The sequence below is a fragment of the Haloarcula salina genome (genome assembly GCF_010119195.1).
In the GTDB taxonomy this organism is placed as follows: domain Archaea; phylum Halobacteriota; class Halobacteria; order Halobacteriales; family Haloarculaceae; genus Haloarcula; species Haloarcula salina.
In genome coordinates this window covers 203,171-220,098 of record NZ_WRXL01000002.1, presented here as the reverse complement: position 1 = coordinate 220,098, position 16,928 = coordinate 203,171, and the positions used below count along the sequence as shown (strand labels likewise).

15 protein-coding genes are annotated in these 16,928 nt (G+C 68.1%); 10 read left to right on the top strand and 5 right to left on the bottom strand.

Going from position 1 to position 16,928, the window contains the following annotated elements; all coding sequences use genetic code 11:
* Positions 1–58: 58 nt before the first annotated feature.
* Together GM656_RS06020 and GM656_RS06015 are read left to right on the top strand one after the other, a co-directional pair.
* Positions 59–1,207, top strand: coding sequence for an NAD(P)/FAD-dependent oxidoreductase (locus GM656_RS06020; protein ID WP_162412766.1), 1,149 nt, complete (start codon positions 59–61; stop codon positions 1,205–1,207).
* Positions 1,208–1,338: 131 nt separating this feature from the next.
* A complete protein-coding gene (locus GM656_RS06015) occupies positions 1,339–2,418 on the top strand; it encodes a pyridoxal-phosphate dependent enzyme (RefSeq protein WP_162412765.1) in 1,080 nt (359 codons plus the stop codon).
* A 111-nt stretch (positions 2,419–2,529) separates the two neighbouring features.
* Here GM656_RS06015 and GM656_RS06010 read toward each other — a convergent pair whose 3' ends face one another.
* Together GM656_RS06010 and GM656_RS06005 are read right to left on the bottom strand one after the other, a co-directional pair.
* Positions 2,530–3,513, bottom strand: coding sequence for a chemotaxis protein CheW (locus GM656_RS06010; protein WP_162412764.1), 984 nt, complete (start codon positions 3,511–3,513; stop codon positions 2,530–2,532).
* On the bottom strand, positions 3,510–4,412 hold the full coding sequence (locus GM656_RS06005) for a ParA family protein (RefSeq protein WP_162412763.1): 903 nt from the start codon (positions 4,410–4,412) through the stop codon (positions 3,510–3,512). The genes GM656_RS06010 and GM656_RS06005 overlap by 4 nt, the downstream gene beginning before the upstream one ends.
* A gap of 175 nt (positions 4,413–4,587) precedes the next feature.
* Between GM656_RS06005 and GM656_RS06000 the strand changes: the two genes are divergently transcribed.
* From GM656_RS06000 to GM656_RS05985, 4 genes are all read left to right on the top strand, one after another.
* The gene (locus GM656_RS06000; protein ID WP_162412762.1) at positions 4,588–5,079 is read left to right on the top strand and encodes a FlaD/FlaE family flagellar protein; all 492 of its coding nucleotides are present in this window, start codon (positions 4,588–4,590) and stop codon (positions 5,077–5,079) included.
* A 133-nt stretch (positions 5,080–5,212) separates the two neighbouring features.
* A complete protein-coding gene (locus GM656_RS05995) occupies positions 5,213–6,298 on the top strand; it encodes an acetate and sugar kinases/Hsc70/actin family protein (RefSeq protein WP_162412761.1) in 1,086 nt (361 codons plus the stop codon).
* 383 nt (positions 6,299–6,681) lie between these two features.
* Positions 6,682–8,169, top strand: coding sequence for a hypothetical protein (locus GM656_RS05990; RefSeq protein WP_162412760.1), 1,488 nt, complete (start codon positions 6,682–6,684; stop codon positions 8,167–8,169).
* 453 nt (positions 8,170–8,622) lie between these two features.
* Positions 8,623–10,746, top strand: a complete 2,124-nt coding sequence (locus GM656_RS05985) for a GH32 C-terminal domain-containing protein (protein WP_162412759.1) — start codon at positions 8,623–8,625, stop codon at positions 10,744–10,746.
* A gap of 39 nt (positions 10,747–10,785) precedes the next feature.
* Here the strand turns inward: GM656_RS05985 and GM656_RS05980 are convergent, their stop codons facing one another.
* Entirely contained in the window at positions 10,786–12,138 is a 1,353-nt protein-coding gene (locus tag GM656_RS05980; protein ID WP_162412758.1) for a glycoside hydrolase family 68 protein, read from the bottom strand.
* 112 nt (positions 12,139–12,250) lie between these two features.
* Complete coding sequence (locus GM656_RS05975) at positions 12,251–12,478, bottom strand: hypothetical protein (protein ID WP_174242944.1); 228 nt, start codon at positions 12,476–12,478, stop codon at positions 12,251–12,253.
* Between the two features lie 150 nt (positions 12,479–12,628).
* Here GM656_RS05975 and GM656_RS05970 point away from each other — a divergent pair, with 150 nt between their 5' ends.
* The 4 genes from GM656_RS05970 (at position 12,629) to GM656_RS05955 (ending at position 15,907) form a co-directional block, all read left to right on the top strand.
* On the top strand, positions 12,629–13,675 hold the full coding sequence (locus GM656_RS05970) for a phytoene/squalene synthase family protein (RefSeq protein ID WP_174242943.1): 1,047 nt from the start codon (positions 12,629–12,631) through the stop codon (positions 13,673–13,675).
* Positions 13,676–13,813: 138 nt separating this feature from the next.
* The gene (locus GM656_RS05965) at positions 13,814–15,055 is read left to right on the top strand and encodes a hypothetical protein (protein ID WP_162412756.1); all 1,242 of its coding nucleotides are present in this window, start codon (positions 13,814–13,816) and stop codon (positions 15,053–15,055) included.
* A 72-nt stretch (positions 15,056–15,127) separates the two neighbouring features.
* The gene (locus tag GM656_RS05960) at positions 15,128–15,520 is read left to right on the top strand and encodes a hypothetical protein (RefSeq protein WP_162412755.1); all 393 of its coding nucleotides are present in this window, start codon (positions 15,128–15,130) and stop codon (positions 15,518–15,520) included.
* Between the two features lie 39 nt (positions 15,521–15,559).
* Complete coding sequence (locus GM656_RS05955) at positions 15,560–15,907, top strand: TRAM domain-containing protein (RefSeq protein ID WP_162412754.1); 348 nt, start codon at positions 15,560–15,562, stop codon at positions 15,905–15,907.
* 280 nt (positions 15,908–16,187) lie between these two features.
* Here the strand turns inward: GM656_RS05955 and GM656_RS05950 are convergent, their stop codons facing one another.
* Positions 16,188–16,883, bottom strand: a complete 696-nt coding sequence (locus GM656_RS05950) for a phosphoribosyltransferase (RefSeq protein WP_162412753.1) — start codon at positions 16,881–16,883, stop codon at positions 16,188–16,190.
* Positions 16,884–16,928: the final 45 nt, after the last annotated feature.

Below are 16,928 nucleotides of genomic sequence, written 5' to 3'. Positions count from 1 at the left end.
CCGATTGTGACCGGCCGGCCACAGGGTTAACCCAGCGCCGCCCTAACTGCCGCCTACAATGCGCGTCGCCGTCCTCGGAGCCGGATACGCCGGGCTGACACTGGCACGGAAACTCGAACAGACCCTCCCAGACGGCGTCTCGCTCGTCGTCGTCGACGAACAGGAGTCCCACCTCGTCCAGCACGAGCTCCACCGGGTGGTCCGCCGGCCGTCGCTGGCCGACGAGATCACCGTCGATCTGGACGAGGTGCTGGACTGCGAGATCAGGCGGGCCGCGGTCACCGACGTGGACGCCGACGCCGGCGTCGCGACGCTCGACGGCTCGGAGACGCTATCGTACGACGTGGGCGCGGTGTGTCTGGGCGCGCGGACGGCGTTCTACGACCTCCCGGGCGTGCGCGAGCACGCCACGCCGCTGAAGCGACTCGACCACGCCCGCGAAATCCGCGAGCGCTTCCTCGACCTCGGCGACGGCGACCGGGCGGTCGTCGGCGGCGCGGGCCTCTCGGGCGTGCAGGTCGCCGGAGAACTGGCCGAGATGCGCGACGGGCGAGACGTCGACGTGGTGCTGCTGGAACAGGAAGCGCAGGTCGCGCCGTCGTTCCCGCCGTCGTTCCAGGACGCGGTCCACGACGCGCTGGTCGACGCCGGCGTGACCGTCCGCACCGGCACGGGCGTCCGCGGGGCCGACGCCGAGGCGATCACGCTCAACGACGGGACGGAACTGGAAGCGGCCCAGTTCGTCTGGACCGGCGGTATCACCGGGTCGCCGGCGATGGGCGACGACCGGCCCGTGGTCCGGGCGGACCTCCGACTCGGCGACGCGACGTTCGGCGTGGGCGACGCCGTGCGAGTCGTCGACGGCGACGGCGAGGCCGTGCCGGCGAGCGCGTCGGCCGCCATCCGCGAGGCCCGCGTCGCCGCCGACAACGCCCGCGCGCTCGTCGACCACCGGATGGACGGCGAGGGCGAGTTCAGGCCGCGGCTCGCGCGCTATCAGTTCGACGTGCCGGGCTGGCTCGTCTCGGTCGGCGACGACGCGGTCGCGAAGGTCGGCCCCTCCGTCGTCACGGGCCCGGCCGCGCTGGCGCTCAAGACGACCGTCGGCGCGGGCTATCTGGGATCGGTCGGGGCCGTCGAGAACGCGGTCGACCTCGTGCGAGAGGAACTGCACCTCGACGACGGGGCGCTCGAAGAGGAGAGATAACAGTTGGCGCGGATACAGCGAGTGTATCCACAGCCGTAGCGGGCGGTACAGGGCACTCACCTACCGTCGCGCAGTGATAGCTACGTTGCCACCATCAAAGTGCCTTCGATGATACGTAACCAAGAGAGCGCATGGATACTCCAGATCTTCTCTGTTCTTCGTGTGGCCGGACGTACACCGATCAGTGGCGGTGTGAATGTGGCGGCGTCCTTGACTTTACTCACCAACCGCTACCCACAGCCGACCAGCCGGACCCAGCACAGTTCGATACGCGAGATGGACTCTGGTCGTTCGATATGTTCATTCCTGTCGAGAAGAGGGCCTCTCTCGGCGAAGGAATGACGCCGCTGGTTTCGTCATCGGAGTGGGATGCTCAGTTTAAACTGGAATACGTCTCGCCAACGGGTAGCTTCAAGGATCGGGGTGCAACCACGACGATCAGCCACGCAATCCAGTGTGGCGCAGATCGAGTCGTCGAAGATTCATCGGGGAACGCTGGAGCGGCAATCGCAACCTACGCGGCTCGTGCTGGACTCGACGCGGAGATTTACGTTCCAGCGTCGGTGAAAGACGCGAAGCTCCGAGCAATCGAACGGGCGGGTGCAACGCCGATTCGAATCGAAGGCGGACGCCAAGCCGTGACTAATGCGTGCATCGCGGCTGTCGAGTCGGGCGATGCGTGGTATGCGAGTCACTCATGGAGTCCAGCATTCTTCGCAGGGACGGCGACATTCGCGTACGAACTCGCACTCCAACGAGACTGGAACGTCCCTGATGCGATCGTGATGCCGCTCGGCCATGGAACCCTGTTTTTGGGCGTGTATCGTGGATTCACGGCGTTGTCTGAAGCAGGGTGGATTGATTCCGTTCCACGTCTGCTCGGCGCGCAAGCCGCGGGATATGCCCCGATAGCGAGCGAACTCAACGCAGTCCCCGAGAGCGAGAACGATGTCGCAGATGGCATCCAGATACGGGAGCCGACACGAAAACGCCACCTCCTGAATGCGATCGCTGAGACCGACGGTGATGCGATTGCGATTACGGAAGATGCGGTGCAAACTGAGTTAGACCGGCTCCACTCACACGGCTTCTACGTGGAACCGACCTGTGCGATTGCGCCTGCGGCACTTGCTGCCTATCGAGAGCGTAGTACGCTTGAGCCAGATGCAGAGGTGGTGATGCCACTCACGGGACATGGATTGAAGACGTAACCGGACGGGACGTTCGTCAGTACGCTCGCGGCGTACCGAGTCGCAATTCCAGTCCTTCTGACTAAAAAACCGCACTCACAGCGACTGGGAAGGCGAGAGAACGGAACCGGATCAGTCCGACTCGGTCTGGGTCGCGTCTGCGAGCACCTCGTCCGGTTCGACCCAGATGACGAAGTCGCTCTCGTCGTCGCGGTCGACGACGCCGTTGATGTACTCGCCGTCGACGGGCGCGGTGTTGACGTCCGACTCGGCGACGGGGACGACCTGCCGGACCTCGTCGACGATCCAGCCCATCGCGCCCTGTTCTTCGAACACGTCCGGGTCGAAGACGACGATGAGGTTCTGGGTCCCCTCGTCGTCGATGTCCATCATCTCCTTGGGGTCGAGGATGGTCGTGATCTGCCCGCGGAGGTCGACGACGCCCTCGACGTAGTCGTCCGTGTTCGGGACGCGGGTGACGGTCTCGCGCTTGACGATCTCCTCGACGTACTCGATGTCGATGCAGTAGTACTCCTCGCCGAGCGCGAACTCGAGGACGCGGACGAGTTCTTCGGTCTGCGTGCTCTCCTCGTCGTCCAGCGCGGCGGCCCGGGACGCCCCCTCGGCGGTGGCGGCGGTGCTCGATTCCATGGCCTCCTGAATGAGCTCCTGATCCGGCAGTTCGACGCCGGTCGGCCCCTGCATCGGGTTGGCCGATACCGAGAGGTCGTCGCTGGGCTGGTCGACGGCGGTGTCGCCGCTCGCGCCGGCCAACTGAGAAGACGCCTCGGCCGCCCGCTGGGCAGCGGCGACGGCATCGTCGGTTCCGTCGGATTCGTCCCCGTCATCGGACTCGGCCGGGTCGGCGTCCCCCGCAGCGTCGGCCGGGGTAGCGTTCTCGGCGTCGCCCGTGAGCAGATCGCTGTCGTCGGTGAAGGTGTCGTCCGACTCGTCGGCAGCCGCCACGTCGTCGGGCTCGGCAGTTGCCTCGTCGTCGGACCCCGCAGCCGCGTCGTCCGCGTCGGTCGACGCTTCGTCGTCGGTGGTTTCGGCTTTGTTCCCCTCGCGCATCCGGCGGATGCGCTCCGCCCTGTCCATCCGTTCGTCGTCACTCATGCTGTTACCTCGGTCTCCGTGAATCCGAATTGCTCGTCCAGTTCCGCCGCGATGTCTTCGAAGACGGCCGCCATGTCACACGACTCCTCGGTCGCGAATACCGACTGCCCCGAACTGAAGGCGCGCTGCAGTGCCACCCGCTTGCGGACCTCCCAGACGGGGCTGTCGGGGAACGCCATGTTGAACCACTCGAGCATCGTCTCGTCCTCGGAGGTCGTCTCGACGCGGTTGGCGACGACGCCGAGCGTGCGGATCGACGCGTCGGTCTGGCGCTCCATCGCCGCCGTCTGGTCCATCAGCAGCTCGATGGCGCGCTCGGAGGTCGCCTCGGTCAGCGCCGGGATGAGGACGTTCTGTGCGGCGTACATGCCGGTGTCGGTCAGCTTCCCGTAGAACGGCGGGCAGTCGATGACGACGTAGTCGTACGCGCGGTCGAGCGTGTCGAGCGCCCGGTCGAGCGTGTCGAGCGCGTGGGTCCCCGTGACCATCTCCGGCGTGACGTTGATGGCGAAGGAGGCCAGCGCGTCCGGGTCGACACCGCCGCCGCGGGCGTTGACGCGGGCGATGAGGTCCGCGATTGTCAGTTCGTGTTCCGCCTGGAGCATGTCGATGCTCGAGGGGATCACGTCCATCTCCTCGCCCTCGACGACGAGGTCGCCGAGCGCCGACGGGTCGCCGGTCAGCGCGTCGAACAGCGTCGGGGGTTCGGCGTCGTACTCCTCGACCAGGCCGACGCCCTCCGTGGCGTTGCCCTGCGGATCGAGGTCGATAAAGAGGACGTCCCGTCCGCGGTCGTTCAGTGCCCCGGCCACGTTGATGGCGATCGTCGTCTTTCCGGTCCCGCCTTTCGCGTTGGTCACGCAGAAGCGAGCCGGACCGGTTTCTGATTGCCGGTTCATCGTCTAAGTGCTCTCAGGTCGAGCCCGGGCAACTATAAAAATACGGTCCCGATTATCAACGGTCGCAATTCGGGGACGGGTCACGGGCGACCGCGGGAACGCCCGGGAACGCGCGCAAGACGGTCGTCTGACGGTGTGCAAGATTTATGAACGTGTGCGTTGAAGGGACAGTATCATGACGATCAACCCACGCGATTACGACCTCGACGAGCTCCGGAAGATGGCTCGCGAGCGCGGGGAGTCGGGCAACGGGGTGGGCGAGGACGTGCCCGACCCGACCGATCTCGACGTGGGCCTCGACGACAGCGAGGAGGAGGTGCTCGCTGGGAGTTCCTTCCGTTCGGGGCTGTACCGCGAGTTGCTACCGTTCCTCGGCGGCGAGAGTCAGGAGAAGCCCTACCTCGAATCGCTCCCCGAGACCTACGCCGCGGAGTTCGTCGTCTTCGAGTGGCTGGAGTTCCTGTTGATGCACTCGGGCTATCAGGGGGCCGACGAGGCGCTCGACTACTACGAGTCCATCGACTGGATCACGGCCGAGGTGCAGGCCGACCTCTCGGACTACCTGCTCGGCATCGACGAGTCCGCCACCAACGACGACAACGATCTGAGCGTCGACGACCACATGCTGAGCCTGGTGTACGTCGCGAAGCTGACGGCGATGACCTGACTGGGGCCGTCCGGTCGAGGGTACCCGACCCGCAGAAACCGATCTCCTCGTTCTCACGTCTCCGTAGACACTATATCACTGCTGATATTTGAGGGGAGGATATATACCGGGCGGTCGATAACCACCACCGTACATGAGTGACGACGACGCGGACGACGCGGGAGGCGACTCCGCCGCGCCGTCCGGCGGGAGCGCGGCAGTTCCGGTCGGGGTGAAACTCGGCAGCACGCGGACTGTCATCGCCCTCCCGGGCGAACACGGCACGGAGAATCGCATTATCAAGACGCTGACGTGTATGGCGACCTACGAGGACGCACTGACCGGCGAGGAGAAGGTCCTCTACGGCGAGGAGGCGGCCCGCGAGTACCCGGACCGCGTCCAGTACATGCTCCGGTCGGGACTGCCCGAGGACGCCGACCGCGCCGAGATGACCAAGACGTTCTTCGAGGCGGTCATCGAGGAGAACGACATCCCGGCCAACAGCGGCGTCGTCTACGCCATCCCGACCATCGATAACCCCACCGGACTGGACAACCTCCGGGGCGTCATCGAGGACTCCTCCATCGGCCTGAACCTCGTCGAGAGCTATCCGGAGTCGCTCTGTGGTGCGATTCCGGCCTTCGGCGACGACCTCGAAGCCATCGACGAGATCTTCGTCGCCGTCAACATGGGCTCGACGAACCTCGAAGCCTCGGCCTACCGGCGCGGCGAACAGCTCTCGCCGTTCACGACCGGGGCCGTGACGGGCAACGAGGTCGACCGCATGATCGCGAACTACGTCGAGGAGGAGACCCAGGGCCGGGTCAACATCGACACCCAGACCGCCCGCGAGTACAAAGAGGAACACGCGGACTTCGTCGAGTTCGAGCCGTTCACCGACATCATCCAGCAGCCCGGCGGCGGCTCACACGAGTTCACTATCGAGCGCTCCGTCATGGACGCGGTCGACGAGTACGTCGACGACGCGGTCGACGAGCTCGCCAACACCTTCCTGCCGGAACTGGCGAACGACTACATGAAGGTCTACCAGCTCGCGCTGGACCGCCCGATCGTCCTCACCGGCGGGATGGCCTGTATCCCCGGCATCGTCGAGGAGTTCGAGGAGCGCCTCAGCGCGGAGCTGAACCGCGAGATCGAGGCCATCGCCGCCGACGAACCGGACGTCGCACCGACGGTCGGCGCACAGCGCATCGCGGCGCGACTCGTCGAGAACAGCTAACGGCGCTGCCAACAGTTCAGCCAGCGCTCGATTCGGGGCCGCGACAGGGGGCTGTCGACCCACGGCTTCTTCGAGAGGCTCTCGAACACGTCGGTGTCGATGCGAACGTGACGTTCTGCGGTCGGTGGGCGTCGGTTCGCTCGCCCGTTCGACTCCCCACCGAGACGGACACGAGGCATACACCCGGCTACACCGACCTGACACCTAAAGCCAAGTCAGACGCGCGTCCGTCGACTGGCAGACGGCCGTTCCCGCGCGGCTTCGAGGGGCGATGGACGACGGACCACAGCCGATACATCTCGACACGAACCGGCTTATTTTACCCATCCAATATCAGAATAGATAAGTGAATATCAAGTCTTCAGACGTTTTCTGTCCAGTTAATGGGCGATATTATCAATCTAGATAATTTTGATGGCGAACTCCCCGACGCCCTCACCGAGACGGGCGCTGGCGGGCTTCTCTCGTCGGGCTATCTCCGGGACGCGCCGGCAGCGGCGGCGCTCGACGACCACGAGCGGCCGCGCTTCGTCCTCACCAGCGCGAAGCGAGGGCTGGAGATCGAGCGCGGCGACGAAACCGACGCGATCCGGCCGAGTCGGGGCTATCGAATGGTCGGCGTCGCGACCGACAAACGGCTCCTCGTGCTGGTCGGGGACGCCGACGGGGACGGACGGCTCACGCTGCCCTACGCCGAGATCGAACAGGTGGACGGCGAGACCGGTCTGAGTCACGGCCGCTGTACCGTCCGCCGCGGGAACGGGGCCGTCTGGCACGTCTACTGCGGGAAACAGGGACTCCTCGAGCTGACGGCGTACCTCTCGCACGCGACCCAGGCGTGGGTCCACGTCGAGAACACCCTCGACGAAGCGACGCGGACGCTGGTGACGGCGGCCGAACGGCGCGATCGCGGCGAGTACGACGCGGCGCTGACCGCCGTCGAAGCCGCCGGCGAGCGCCTCGACGAGGCAGTCGAGACGGCCGCGGACTTCGGAGCGGCCGACGGCGCGAGCGCGCTCGAACGGCGAGTCCGGGCGGTGCGCAAGCGCCACGCGGACGCCCTCACCGACGTCCGCCGGAGTCGGGCGCGGCGGGCGGCGGACGCCGCCGAGACCCACTGGCGGGACGAGGCGTTCGAGGCGGCCTACGAGGCCTACGAGGACGCGCGGGCCGAGTACGACGCGATACTCGCCACGCCGGAGGCGTTACTCGACGAGGCCGACGCGATTCGGGCCGAGAGCGAGCGCCTCGACAGCGTCGTCGACGCGCTCTCCCAGTCGCCGCTCCGGCTCGCCGTCGAGGCCGATAACGCCGCGATCGCGGCCGACGACCCCGCCGAGGCCGCGGCGCACTGGACCGACGCCCTGGAGGCGTACCGCGCCGTCCTCGAACTCGACTGGGGCGCGGACGAGCGGCGATTCGCCGGCGGTCCCGAGAAGATCAGGGACAGACTGCGGGCCGTCGCCGAAAACCTCGTCGCCGCTCGCCGGACCGTCGCGACCGACGCGATGGAGGCGGGCGACTGGTACGCGGACGCCGGCCGACCCGAGGTCGCTCTGGAGGACTACGAATCGGCCCGAGAGGCGTTCGAGTCGGCGCTCGAAGCCGCTCGCGACTGCTATCCAGACGCGGTCGACCACCTGGAGGCCGAACTCGACGCCCTCACGCACCGTCTCAAGCGGGCACGCGCACGGGCCGAGGGTGACGGCGTGGACCCCGACGACCGATTCGACGACCGCCCCGAACCGGACGTCGACGTCGGTCCTTCGACCGACACGCTCGCTCCCGCCGACGCCGCCGACCTCTCTGACATCGAGCGCGCGCTCGACGGGACGGACACGGGCCTGGATCCGACGGCCCCCGGGTCGTAGCCAGACCACGTCTCGCGGTAACTACTCTCTAGGACCATGTGATGAAACCCCACAATTATCGGTACTCAGGCCGTCTCTCCCGGGAACAGTCCGCCGATCGGGGGAAAGCTTATAGTCCTTAATTAAGTATATACAATTATAATGCGTTGCCCTAACTGCGGCACACGGATGTCGTACAACGACCAGACGACGAAGCTCACAGAGTTCGTCTGTCCCAGTTGCCACGACACGGTCATCGACTGGAAGTCGGAAGCCCGCAGCGCCCGCGTCCACTGATCACGGTCTCCTCCTGTCGTAATTGCATCACCCGTAGCCTCGGGTACGGGCACATCACCGGCGCGTCGTCTCTCCGTCGACCGCTCCGCTGGCACCGCCGAATCGTGCAATCCCGATCACACCAGTGCAGAAACGGTTACCGAATGTTTTTACGTCTCACACGACCACCCTCGGCCAATGACGCAGTCGCGACGCGTCGGCTGTCTGTACGCCGACTCCTGTACGGACGAGCAGCGGTCGGCGTACGACTGGTGTAGCACCGCGCTCGACGGCGCGGACCGCCGGCCCCTCAGCGAGGTCGACCCGTCGGAGTACGACGTGCTCTGGTGGCATCGGGACGAGGGCTTCGACGAGCGAGCGCTCCCCGAGGAACGCGCGGCCGCGCTGGCCGCGTACGTCCGCGAGGGGGGAACGTTGCTGCTGACGCTACGAGCGTTGTCCGCCGTCGAACCACTCGGTATCGACGCGGTCGGCCCGGACGCGACCGGCTGGGAGGAGATCGCGGAGCCGACAGGCCACCTCTGGAAGTCGCTGTACGCCGACCACCCGATACAAGACGACTACGACACGCTCCGGGTCCACACCCGCGGCGCGGGCGTCACCGCGCCCTACGCGCGCTACGAGTCCGTCCTGCCGGAGTCCGGCGACGTGCTCGCGAGCACTGTCCGCGGCGAGCGCGACGCGGTCTCGCAGTTGTCGATCGTCTCCTGGGAGCCCGGGGACGGACGGGTGCTCGGCATCGGCTCGCCGGTGACGTTCGCACAGCCGACCCACGACGTGTGTCGGATGAACCGCGAGACGCTGATCGAGAACTCGCTCGCGTACCTCGCGGACGGCGAGCGCTACCCGCTGACGGGCCGGCCGGCGGACGCCGCGGCGCTCGGTCGGTGGCGCGAACGCCTCGACGACGACCCGAACCGCCCGGCCTATCACGTCACCCCGCCCGCGAACTGGCTCAACGACCCGAACGGGCTCATCCACTGGAACGGCCGCTATCACCTGTTCTACCAGTACAACCCCGCCGGGCCGTTCCACGGCACCATCCACTGGGGCCACGCGGTCAGCGACGACCTCGTCAACTGGGAGGACCGCCCGGTGGCGCTGTCGCCCTCGCCCGACGGGCCGGACCGAGACGGCTGCTGGTCGGGCTGCGCGGTCGACGACGACGGCGTCGCCACCGTCCTGTACACCGGCGGCCGGGACAAGCGCCAACTCCCCTGTATCGCCACCGCGGCCGACGACGGCCTCACCTCCTGGGAGAAGGACCCCGAGAACCCGATCATCGAGGAACTGCCCACCGATCCGGAGGTGCTCCGGACCGAGGACTGGGAGGGCGAGTTCCGGGACCACTGCGTCTGGCGCGAGGGCGAGACCTGGTATCAGCTCATCGGGGCCGGCATGGAGGGCGGCGGCGGCGCGGCGCTGCTGTACGAGTCCGCCGACCTCCGGGACTGGGAGTACCGCGGCCCGATCCTCGCCGGCGACCGCGACACGGCCGGCACCGTCTGGGAGTGCCCCGAACTGCTCGACTTCGGCGACCGACAGCTGCTGCACGTCTCGAACTACGAGGACGTGGTGTACTTCCTGGGCACCTACGAGGACGGCGAGTTCGACGCCGAGCGCCGCGACAAGCTCGACCACGGCGACTTCTACGCGCCCCAGTCGATGTGGACGGACGACGGTCGCGTCCTGACCTGGGGGTGGATTCCCGAGGCCCGCGACCGCGAGGCCCAGTGGGACGCCGGCTGGTCCGGCGCGCTGTCGCTGCCCCGGGAGCTGTCGCTGGCCGACGACGGCGGACTGTGCCAGCGGCCGGCCCCCGAACTCACCGAGCTTCGCGGGGACGAGACGAGCCGCGACGCGGTGCGGCTCGGGTCCGGCGACACGGAGCGCCTGCCGGTCGAGAGTCGGACGTTCGAGCTGCGCGCGACCGTCCGCCTGGAGGACGCCGAGGCCGTCGAACTCCGGGTCCTCGAATCGCCCGACGGGGCGGAGCGGACGCCGATACGCTACACCTCCGAGAGCGAGATCGCCGTCGACCGCTCCCGGTCGAGCGAGAACCCGCAGGCGACGGTCGACACGCAGTCGATGCGCGTCACGCCGTACGACGCGCCGCTGTCGCTTCGCGTCTTCGTCGACGGGAGCGTCGTCGAGGTGTTCGCCAACGAGCGCCACTGCCTGACCAGCCGCGTCTACCCCACCCGCGACGACGCCACCGGCGTCTCGCTGGCGGCCGAGGGCGGTCGGGCGACGGTCGCGTCGCTCGACGTGTGGGAGTTACGGAGCGCGTGGGAGCGATAATCGGGGAGTTACAGGGCGCGTGCGGGAGGTAGACAACCGTTACTCGCTGTCGGCGTCGCGGTCAGCCGGCCGCGCACCGTAGCCAGCGCCGGTCTCGCCATTCTCGCTCGCCTTCCCGCGCCGGATCAGTTCGCGGTCCGTCGGCGGCAGTTCCTCGCCGGCCAGCGGGATGTGCCAGTGGCCCAGCGCCCCGAGGATTCGCGTCCGCGTCCCCGCCACGTCGAGTCGGAGCGTCGGCCCGAGCGTCCCGCCGAAGCGGCGCATCTGCTCTGCCCCGGAGAGGTGCGCGATCTCGTCCAGCGTCTCGCCGGCGAAGTCGTAGTAGTTGAAGAAGCTCTGGACCAGCACCTCCTCGCCGTGAGGGAAGGCCATCCACGAATACGACTGGAACGGCGCGTTCTCGGGGTTCGTGGCGACCAGGCCGGAGTCGTTCAGCGGCACGTACTCGCCCCGGAGGTCCTCGGCGACGAAGCCGTACAGCGCGTCGAACCCCTCCAGCCCCGGCGCGAACGTGTGGAGGTGGCTGGAGACGAACAGGTAGTACAGGCCGTCGCGGTAGACGACGTGGGGCCGTTCGAGCTCCTGATTTACGCAGACGGCGTCCAGCAAGGGGTCCGCGAGCTCCCACTCCAGCGGGTCGCCCGTCGGCGAGCGGGCGACGCCGACGCTGCCGTTGAACGCCTGCAGCGCGGCGTCGCCGCCGCAGGCGTCGCTCCCCTCTGGGACGGGCGTGTTCGCCTCGAACAGGAGCCACGTCTCGCCGGTCCCGGGGTCCTCGAAGAACCACGGGTCTCGAAAGGTGTAGATCATCCCGCGGGACTGGTCCTCGCGCTCGTAGCGCTCGCCGTCCGGCGTGAGCAGTTCGTGGTGCGTCCAGGGCCCGGATAGCTCGAAGCCGCCGGCGGTGTCGATGCGCCCGCCGCTCGCGCCGACGATGCGCTGGGTGTAGGTCAGGTCCTCGCTCCCCTCCTCGCCGGCCGCGGTGTAGAACAGGTAGGCGCTTCCGTCGTCGTCGTACAGCGCCGACCCGGCCCACTGGCGCTGGCCGAGCGCGCCCTCGAACACCGGGCCGGCGTCGTGCCAGGTCCGGCCGTCGTCGGAGTAGAAACATCGGATCGTCGCCACGTCGTGGCGCTTGCCCGGCAAGAGGTCCGAGGGAGCCGTCAGCGAGAAACAGACGCGGTAGCCGTCGACCGAGGCGAGCGTGCCGTCGCGCTCCCGGAGGAACCACGTGTCCCAGATGTGGACCTCGGGAATCTGGTCGGTCTCGGGCGGGTAGACGATGGGCGCGACGGTGTCCTCCGTCCGCTCGATTCGACTCGCCTGCTCGCGCGTCCAGCCGGTGCGGGCCCCCGTCCCCGGTGACCCGTCGCCGAGCGTCTCGTTGGTCATGCCGAACGTTGGACCGACGAGCGCAATAAGTGTTCCTCGAAGGTACAACAGGTGTTGTATACGATTTGATCCGGCTCGACGGCTCCGAGACGGACGGCCACCGACGGGAACGCTACTCGTGGGCGTCCTCGCCCCGCTCGACGCCGTCGGGGCCGGTGATGTCCAGCGGGCGGATCCACTCGTACCAGAGGAACACGACGCCGAGCCCGTAGCCGAGCGCCCAGACGGCGCTCCCGAGCCACGGCCGACCGAGCGCGCTGAGCGCCCAGTTCGCCAGTCCCGGAAGCACGACGACGGCGATGACCGTCAGCGAGAGCACGACCGCGTCCTGTGCGTTCACGACCGGAACCCCCCGTTGTGTCGAGCAACCATACCTGCCGTTCGGACTCCGAACAGGTGATTCTGTCGGACCGCCCGTCGGGCGCGGACGGCAAACGACGTTGTAGCCGTCCCATTTTTATCATCGTATGCCCTACCCCGGATGTCGGGAATGTCTCAAAACCACACAGGCCGGTCGTCTTCGGAAGACGTCGAGTGGTGTTACGATGCCGTTCACCGCGTGTCGCGGACGTTTAGTCTGACGATTTCGGAACTCAACGAACCGATGGCCCGGGACATCTGTCTGGGCTATCTCCTCTGTCGCGTCGCCGATACGATCGAAGACGCCGGTCACCTGCCGCCAGCGGTCCAGGCCGAACTGCTCCGGACGTACAGCCGCGTCCTCGAACCGTCGAACGGGACCTCCATCGCGGCGTTTCACGACACCGTCGGGGAGTGGATCCCGGCGACGACGGACGCCGACTGGGAGGTCGTCGCGAACGCCGGCCGCGTCGTCGACGTGTTCCGCACGCTCGACGACCACTCCGCGCGAGCCATCCGCGGGCCGGTCCGGGAACTCGTCGACGGCATGGCGATGTTCGTCGACCGCTATGCCGACGCCGGCGGCCTGCGCATCGAGACGCTCGACGAACTGGAAGAGTACTGCTGGTACGCCGCCGGCACCGTCGGGACGCTCGTCACCGGTCTCGTCTCCCACGAGGCCACCGACGAGCAGGTCGCCCAGATGGAGGAGAACGCCCGCTCGTTCGCGCTGTTGCTCCAGCTCGTCAACGTCGCGAAGGACGCCGCGACCGACATGGAGGAAGAGAACAACGTCTACCTCCCACTGGAGTTGCTCGACGAGCAGGGGCTCGACCACAGCGACGTGGGCGACCCCGACAACGTCGACTCGCTGGTCCCGGTCATCGAGCAGGTCACCCGGCGCGCCGAGGGCTACCTCGACGACGCCCACCAGTGGCTCGAAGCCATGCCCGAGACCCGCGGGAACACGCTCTCGGCGTGGGCCATCCCGTTCCTGCTGGCCGTCGGGACCATCCGCGAACTCCGCGAGCGCCCCGCGGACGTGATCCAGCAGGGCAACGTCAAGATCTCCCGCGAGGAGGTCCACACCGTCTGTCAGCAGTTCGTCGGCGAGAACGACCCCTCGCTCGCCGACCTCCGGACGAAGATCCGACAGCGGCCGCTCCACGAGTACTGAGGACCCAATCGACATTCCCACTCGCCGCCCGCGGCAGTCGTCCCGATCGGCCGTCGCCGCTTCTGCCCCTCGCCACCGACTCCCCTTAGCCGCGCCGCCGTGGACAACACTCATGCCGGTCCTGTGTGAACGCCGGCCATGGCTACCGCGGCGGACGGGCTCGCCGAACCACAGGTGCTCGCCCGGACCAAGGACAGGCTGTTCGACGGCGGCGAGGACGCCTACGTCGTCGCCGACACGCAGTTCGCACAGGCCCGCTGGCTGGACGAGACGCCGATTTCGGAGTCGGTGCGGGACGCGCTCGCCCCGTTCAACCACGTTCAGGTCGGGACGGGCTACCCGGACCTCGTCGGGGTCGACCGGCTCGGGTCGGACCTGCTGGCCGTCGACCGACTGGGCGACGACCCGCCGCTGATCGCAGTCGAGGCGAAGGGGTACACCGACGCCGGGACCGTCGACGCCGAGCGCGCCGTCGTCCAGGCCCACGACCGACTCAACGAGGCCAACGTCGCCTTCGTGAGCGCGCCGCGCGGGGCCATCCCGACCGCGGCGCGGACGATGGCCCGCGAACTCAACGTCGGCGTCCTCGGCGTCGAAGCCGACGGCGAGGTGACGGTGCTCGAACGCCCGCGCGTCGTCGGCCACGGCTCGACCGACGCCGCCTCGGCCATCCGGTTCCAGGCGAGCGCCCAGGGCGTCGCCGACCGGAACTTCGGCCTCAATCACCCCAAGAACTACGTCGGCGTCCCGCTGGCCGTCGCACACGACGGCGACGCCCGGTCGCTCGTCGAGGACCGAGTCGTCGGCGCGGTCGACTCGGCCGTGGCCGGCGCTGTCTTCCTGAATCTGGTCGACGACAGTCGCGGCTCGCTCGCGCTGACGCCGCTCGGTCGCGAGGTCGTCCGCTTCGCGCTCCGCACGGCCGGCTCCGTCGACGCCGCGCTCGACGGGTTCGCGGACTGGAAGCGCTCGCGGAAGCGGTTCGTGGAGGTCGCGCCCCAGTGGGGCGAACTCGTCCGCCGGATCGTCTATCACTACCCTGCGACCCAGTTGCTCGTCGAGGAACTGTACGCCCTCCACCGCGACGGCCACGCGACGCCCTCGCTCGTGGAGTTCGTCGAGTACCTCCACGCGCTCCATCCCGAGTTCACCGTCGAACTGTTCCTCCGCGGCGACGACGACGTGCGCCAGCGAGTCCTGACCGGGGACGGCGACCTCCGGCGCGAGGCGCTCACCGACGGGAGCGTGTACCACTCGCCCACCGTGTTCCAGCTGAAGGCGATGTACTACCACGCCGGCGTCCTGACGACCCGCGGCGCGGAGCCGTCGAACCTCGACCCCGCGGCCGACGAGTGGGCGCTGTGCGACCCGCTCGTGTAGCGTCGACTGCGGCCCGAGGTCGGCGTCCGCGCCCGCGGAATCCTGAAAGGGCCGAGGCCCGTAGCGGCGAGTATGTCCGAGACGCTGGAACTGCCAAACGGCGACGTGGTCTCGCCGGACGACGTGTTCAACTACAACGACTACCCGTACCGGCTCGTCTGGCTCGACGGCGACGCCCACGACTTTGCCTTCTCACCGCTGTACTGGGGCGACAGCGGCATGGACATCCCGTTTCGCGACCGGGAAGCGCTCGTCGACCAGTGGGAGGTCGACGCCGAGGGCCTGCTGACGCCGGCGGAGTGGGAGGACTGGCTGGACGAGGCCGCCTCGGACCCGCGGTTCAGCGACGAGGAGGTCGCCGGCCTCGCCGACGAGCTCCCCGGGGAGTGGGACGGCGACGCCGGCGAATCCGACTCCAGTTCTCGGGAGTCGAGCGGCGGACTGCGAGACCGCCTCGGACTCTGAACCCCGAACGGTAATACGCTCCGGCCTGAGAGACCAGCTATGCAACTCGTCTGGCTCATCGCCGGCGGGGCCGCCCTCGCGGTGCTCGCCCTCGGCGGCCTCCTCCGGCGACGCTCCTCGGGCGAACGCGCGTCGAAGCGCGCCCACGACGCCGCACAGCAGCGCGACCCGCCCGTCGAACTCGGCGAGACCTACGAGTTCGGCGTCACGGAGTTCACCGATCACCACTCCGGCGACCGCGTCGCGGTCGGGAAGGTCGAGGGGTTCGTGCTGTTCACCGACGACGTGCCCGCGTCGGTCTCGCCCGGCGACGTGATCCGCGCGAAGGTGCTCTCGTTCAATCGCGGTCACACCTCCGCCGACGCGCGGTTCGTCGAACGCGCGTAACCGCGGCCCGTGAACCGCGCGTAGCCGCGGCGGCCGTCGAGCGGACGCGAACCGGACCTGTCGCTCCGTGAGAAAGAGTTATCACGCATCAAGTCGTATGTTAACAGTAACCATGACACCGGCCAAGATCCGCGAGCGCCTCGAAGAGTCGGAGGACCGCGTCGACACCGAGCTGTTCCTCAGCGCGCTCGAATACGTCCGCGACGACGGCCGAACGCGCCGCTGACCGGAAGCGGTGACAGAACCGCGACCGCGACGATAGCCGCCGCGCTCGCTCCCGTCAGTTCTCGGCCAGTCGCCAGCCGTCGCCGGTCGACTCGACGACGCCGCGCCGCTCCATCTCGCTCGTGACCTCGTCCAGTCGGTTCGGCTGGGCGATCTCCAGTTCCGTCCGCGAGACGCCGTGGTACTCCCGGAGCAGTCGCCGGAGGTCGTCCTCGCTGTGGACCGAGCGGTCGCTCTTTTCCATGACGCCGGCGGCGAGTTCGATCATGTCTTCGACGAAGTTCCAGGGATAGACGACCCAGGCCCACTCGTCGAGGTGCTCGCCGACGAAGTCCGGTTCGTGGTCGCTGGTCTGGAGCAACTGGAGCGTCGCCGTCCGAACGCCGCTCGGGTCCCGGTCGCGGACGCACTCAGCGGCCGTCTCGATGGACTGGCCGGTGTCGGCGATGTCGTCGACGACGAGCACGTCCTTGCCTTCGACCGCGCCGTCGGCGAGCGGGTAGCGGACCTGCGCCTCCTCGCCCTTCTCGGCGGTCCCGACGTAGTGTTCGACCTTCAGGCTCGCGAGGTCGTCCAGCCCGAGGAAGTCACAGAGACAGCGCCCGCCGAACCAGCCCCCGCGGGCCAGCGCGACGACCACGTCGGGCTCGAAGTCGGCGGCCTTCACGTCGTCGGCCACGTCGCGACAGAGCCCGTAGATGTACTCCCAGTCGGTGATGGTACACGAGAACTCGTCCGGTAGCTCGCCCATACCGGAAGGGGCGGGCGACCGGACTTACCCGTTTCTACTCGCCGG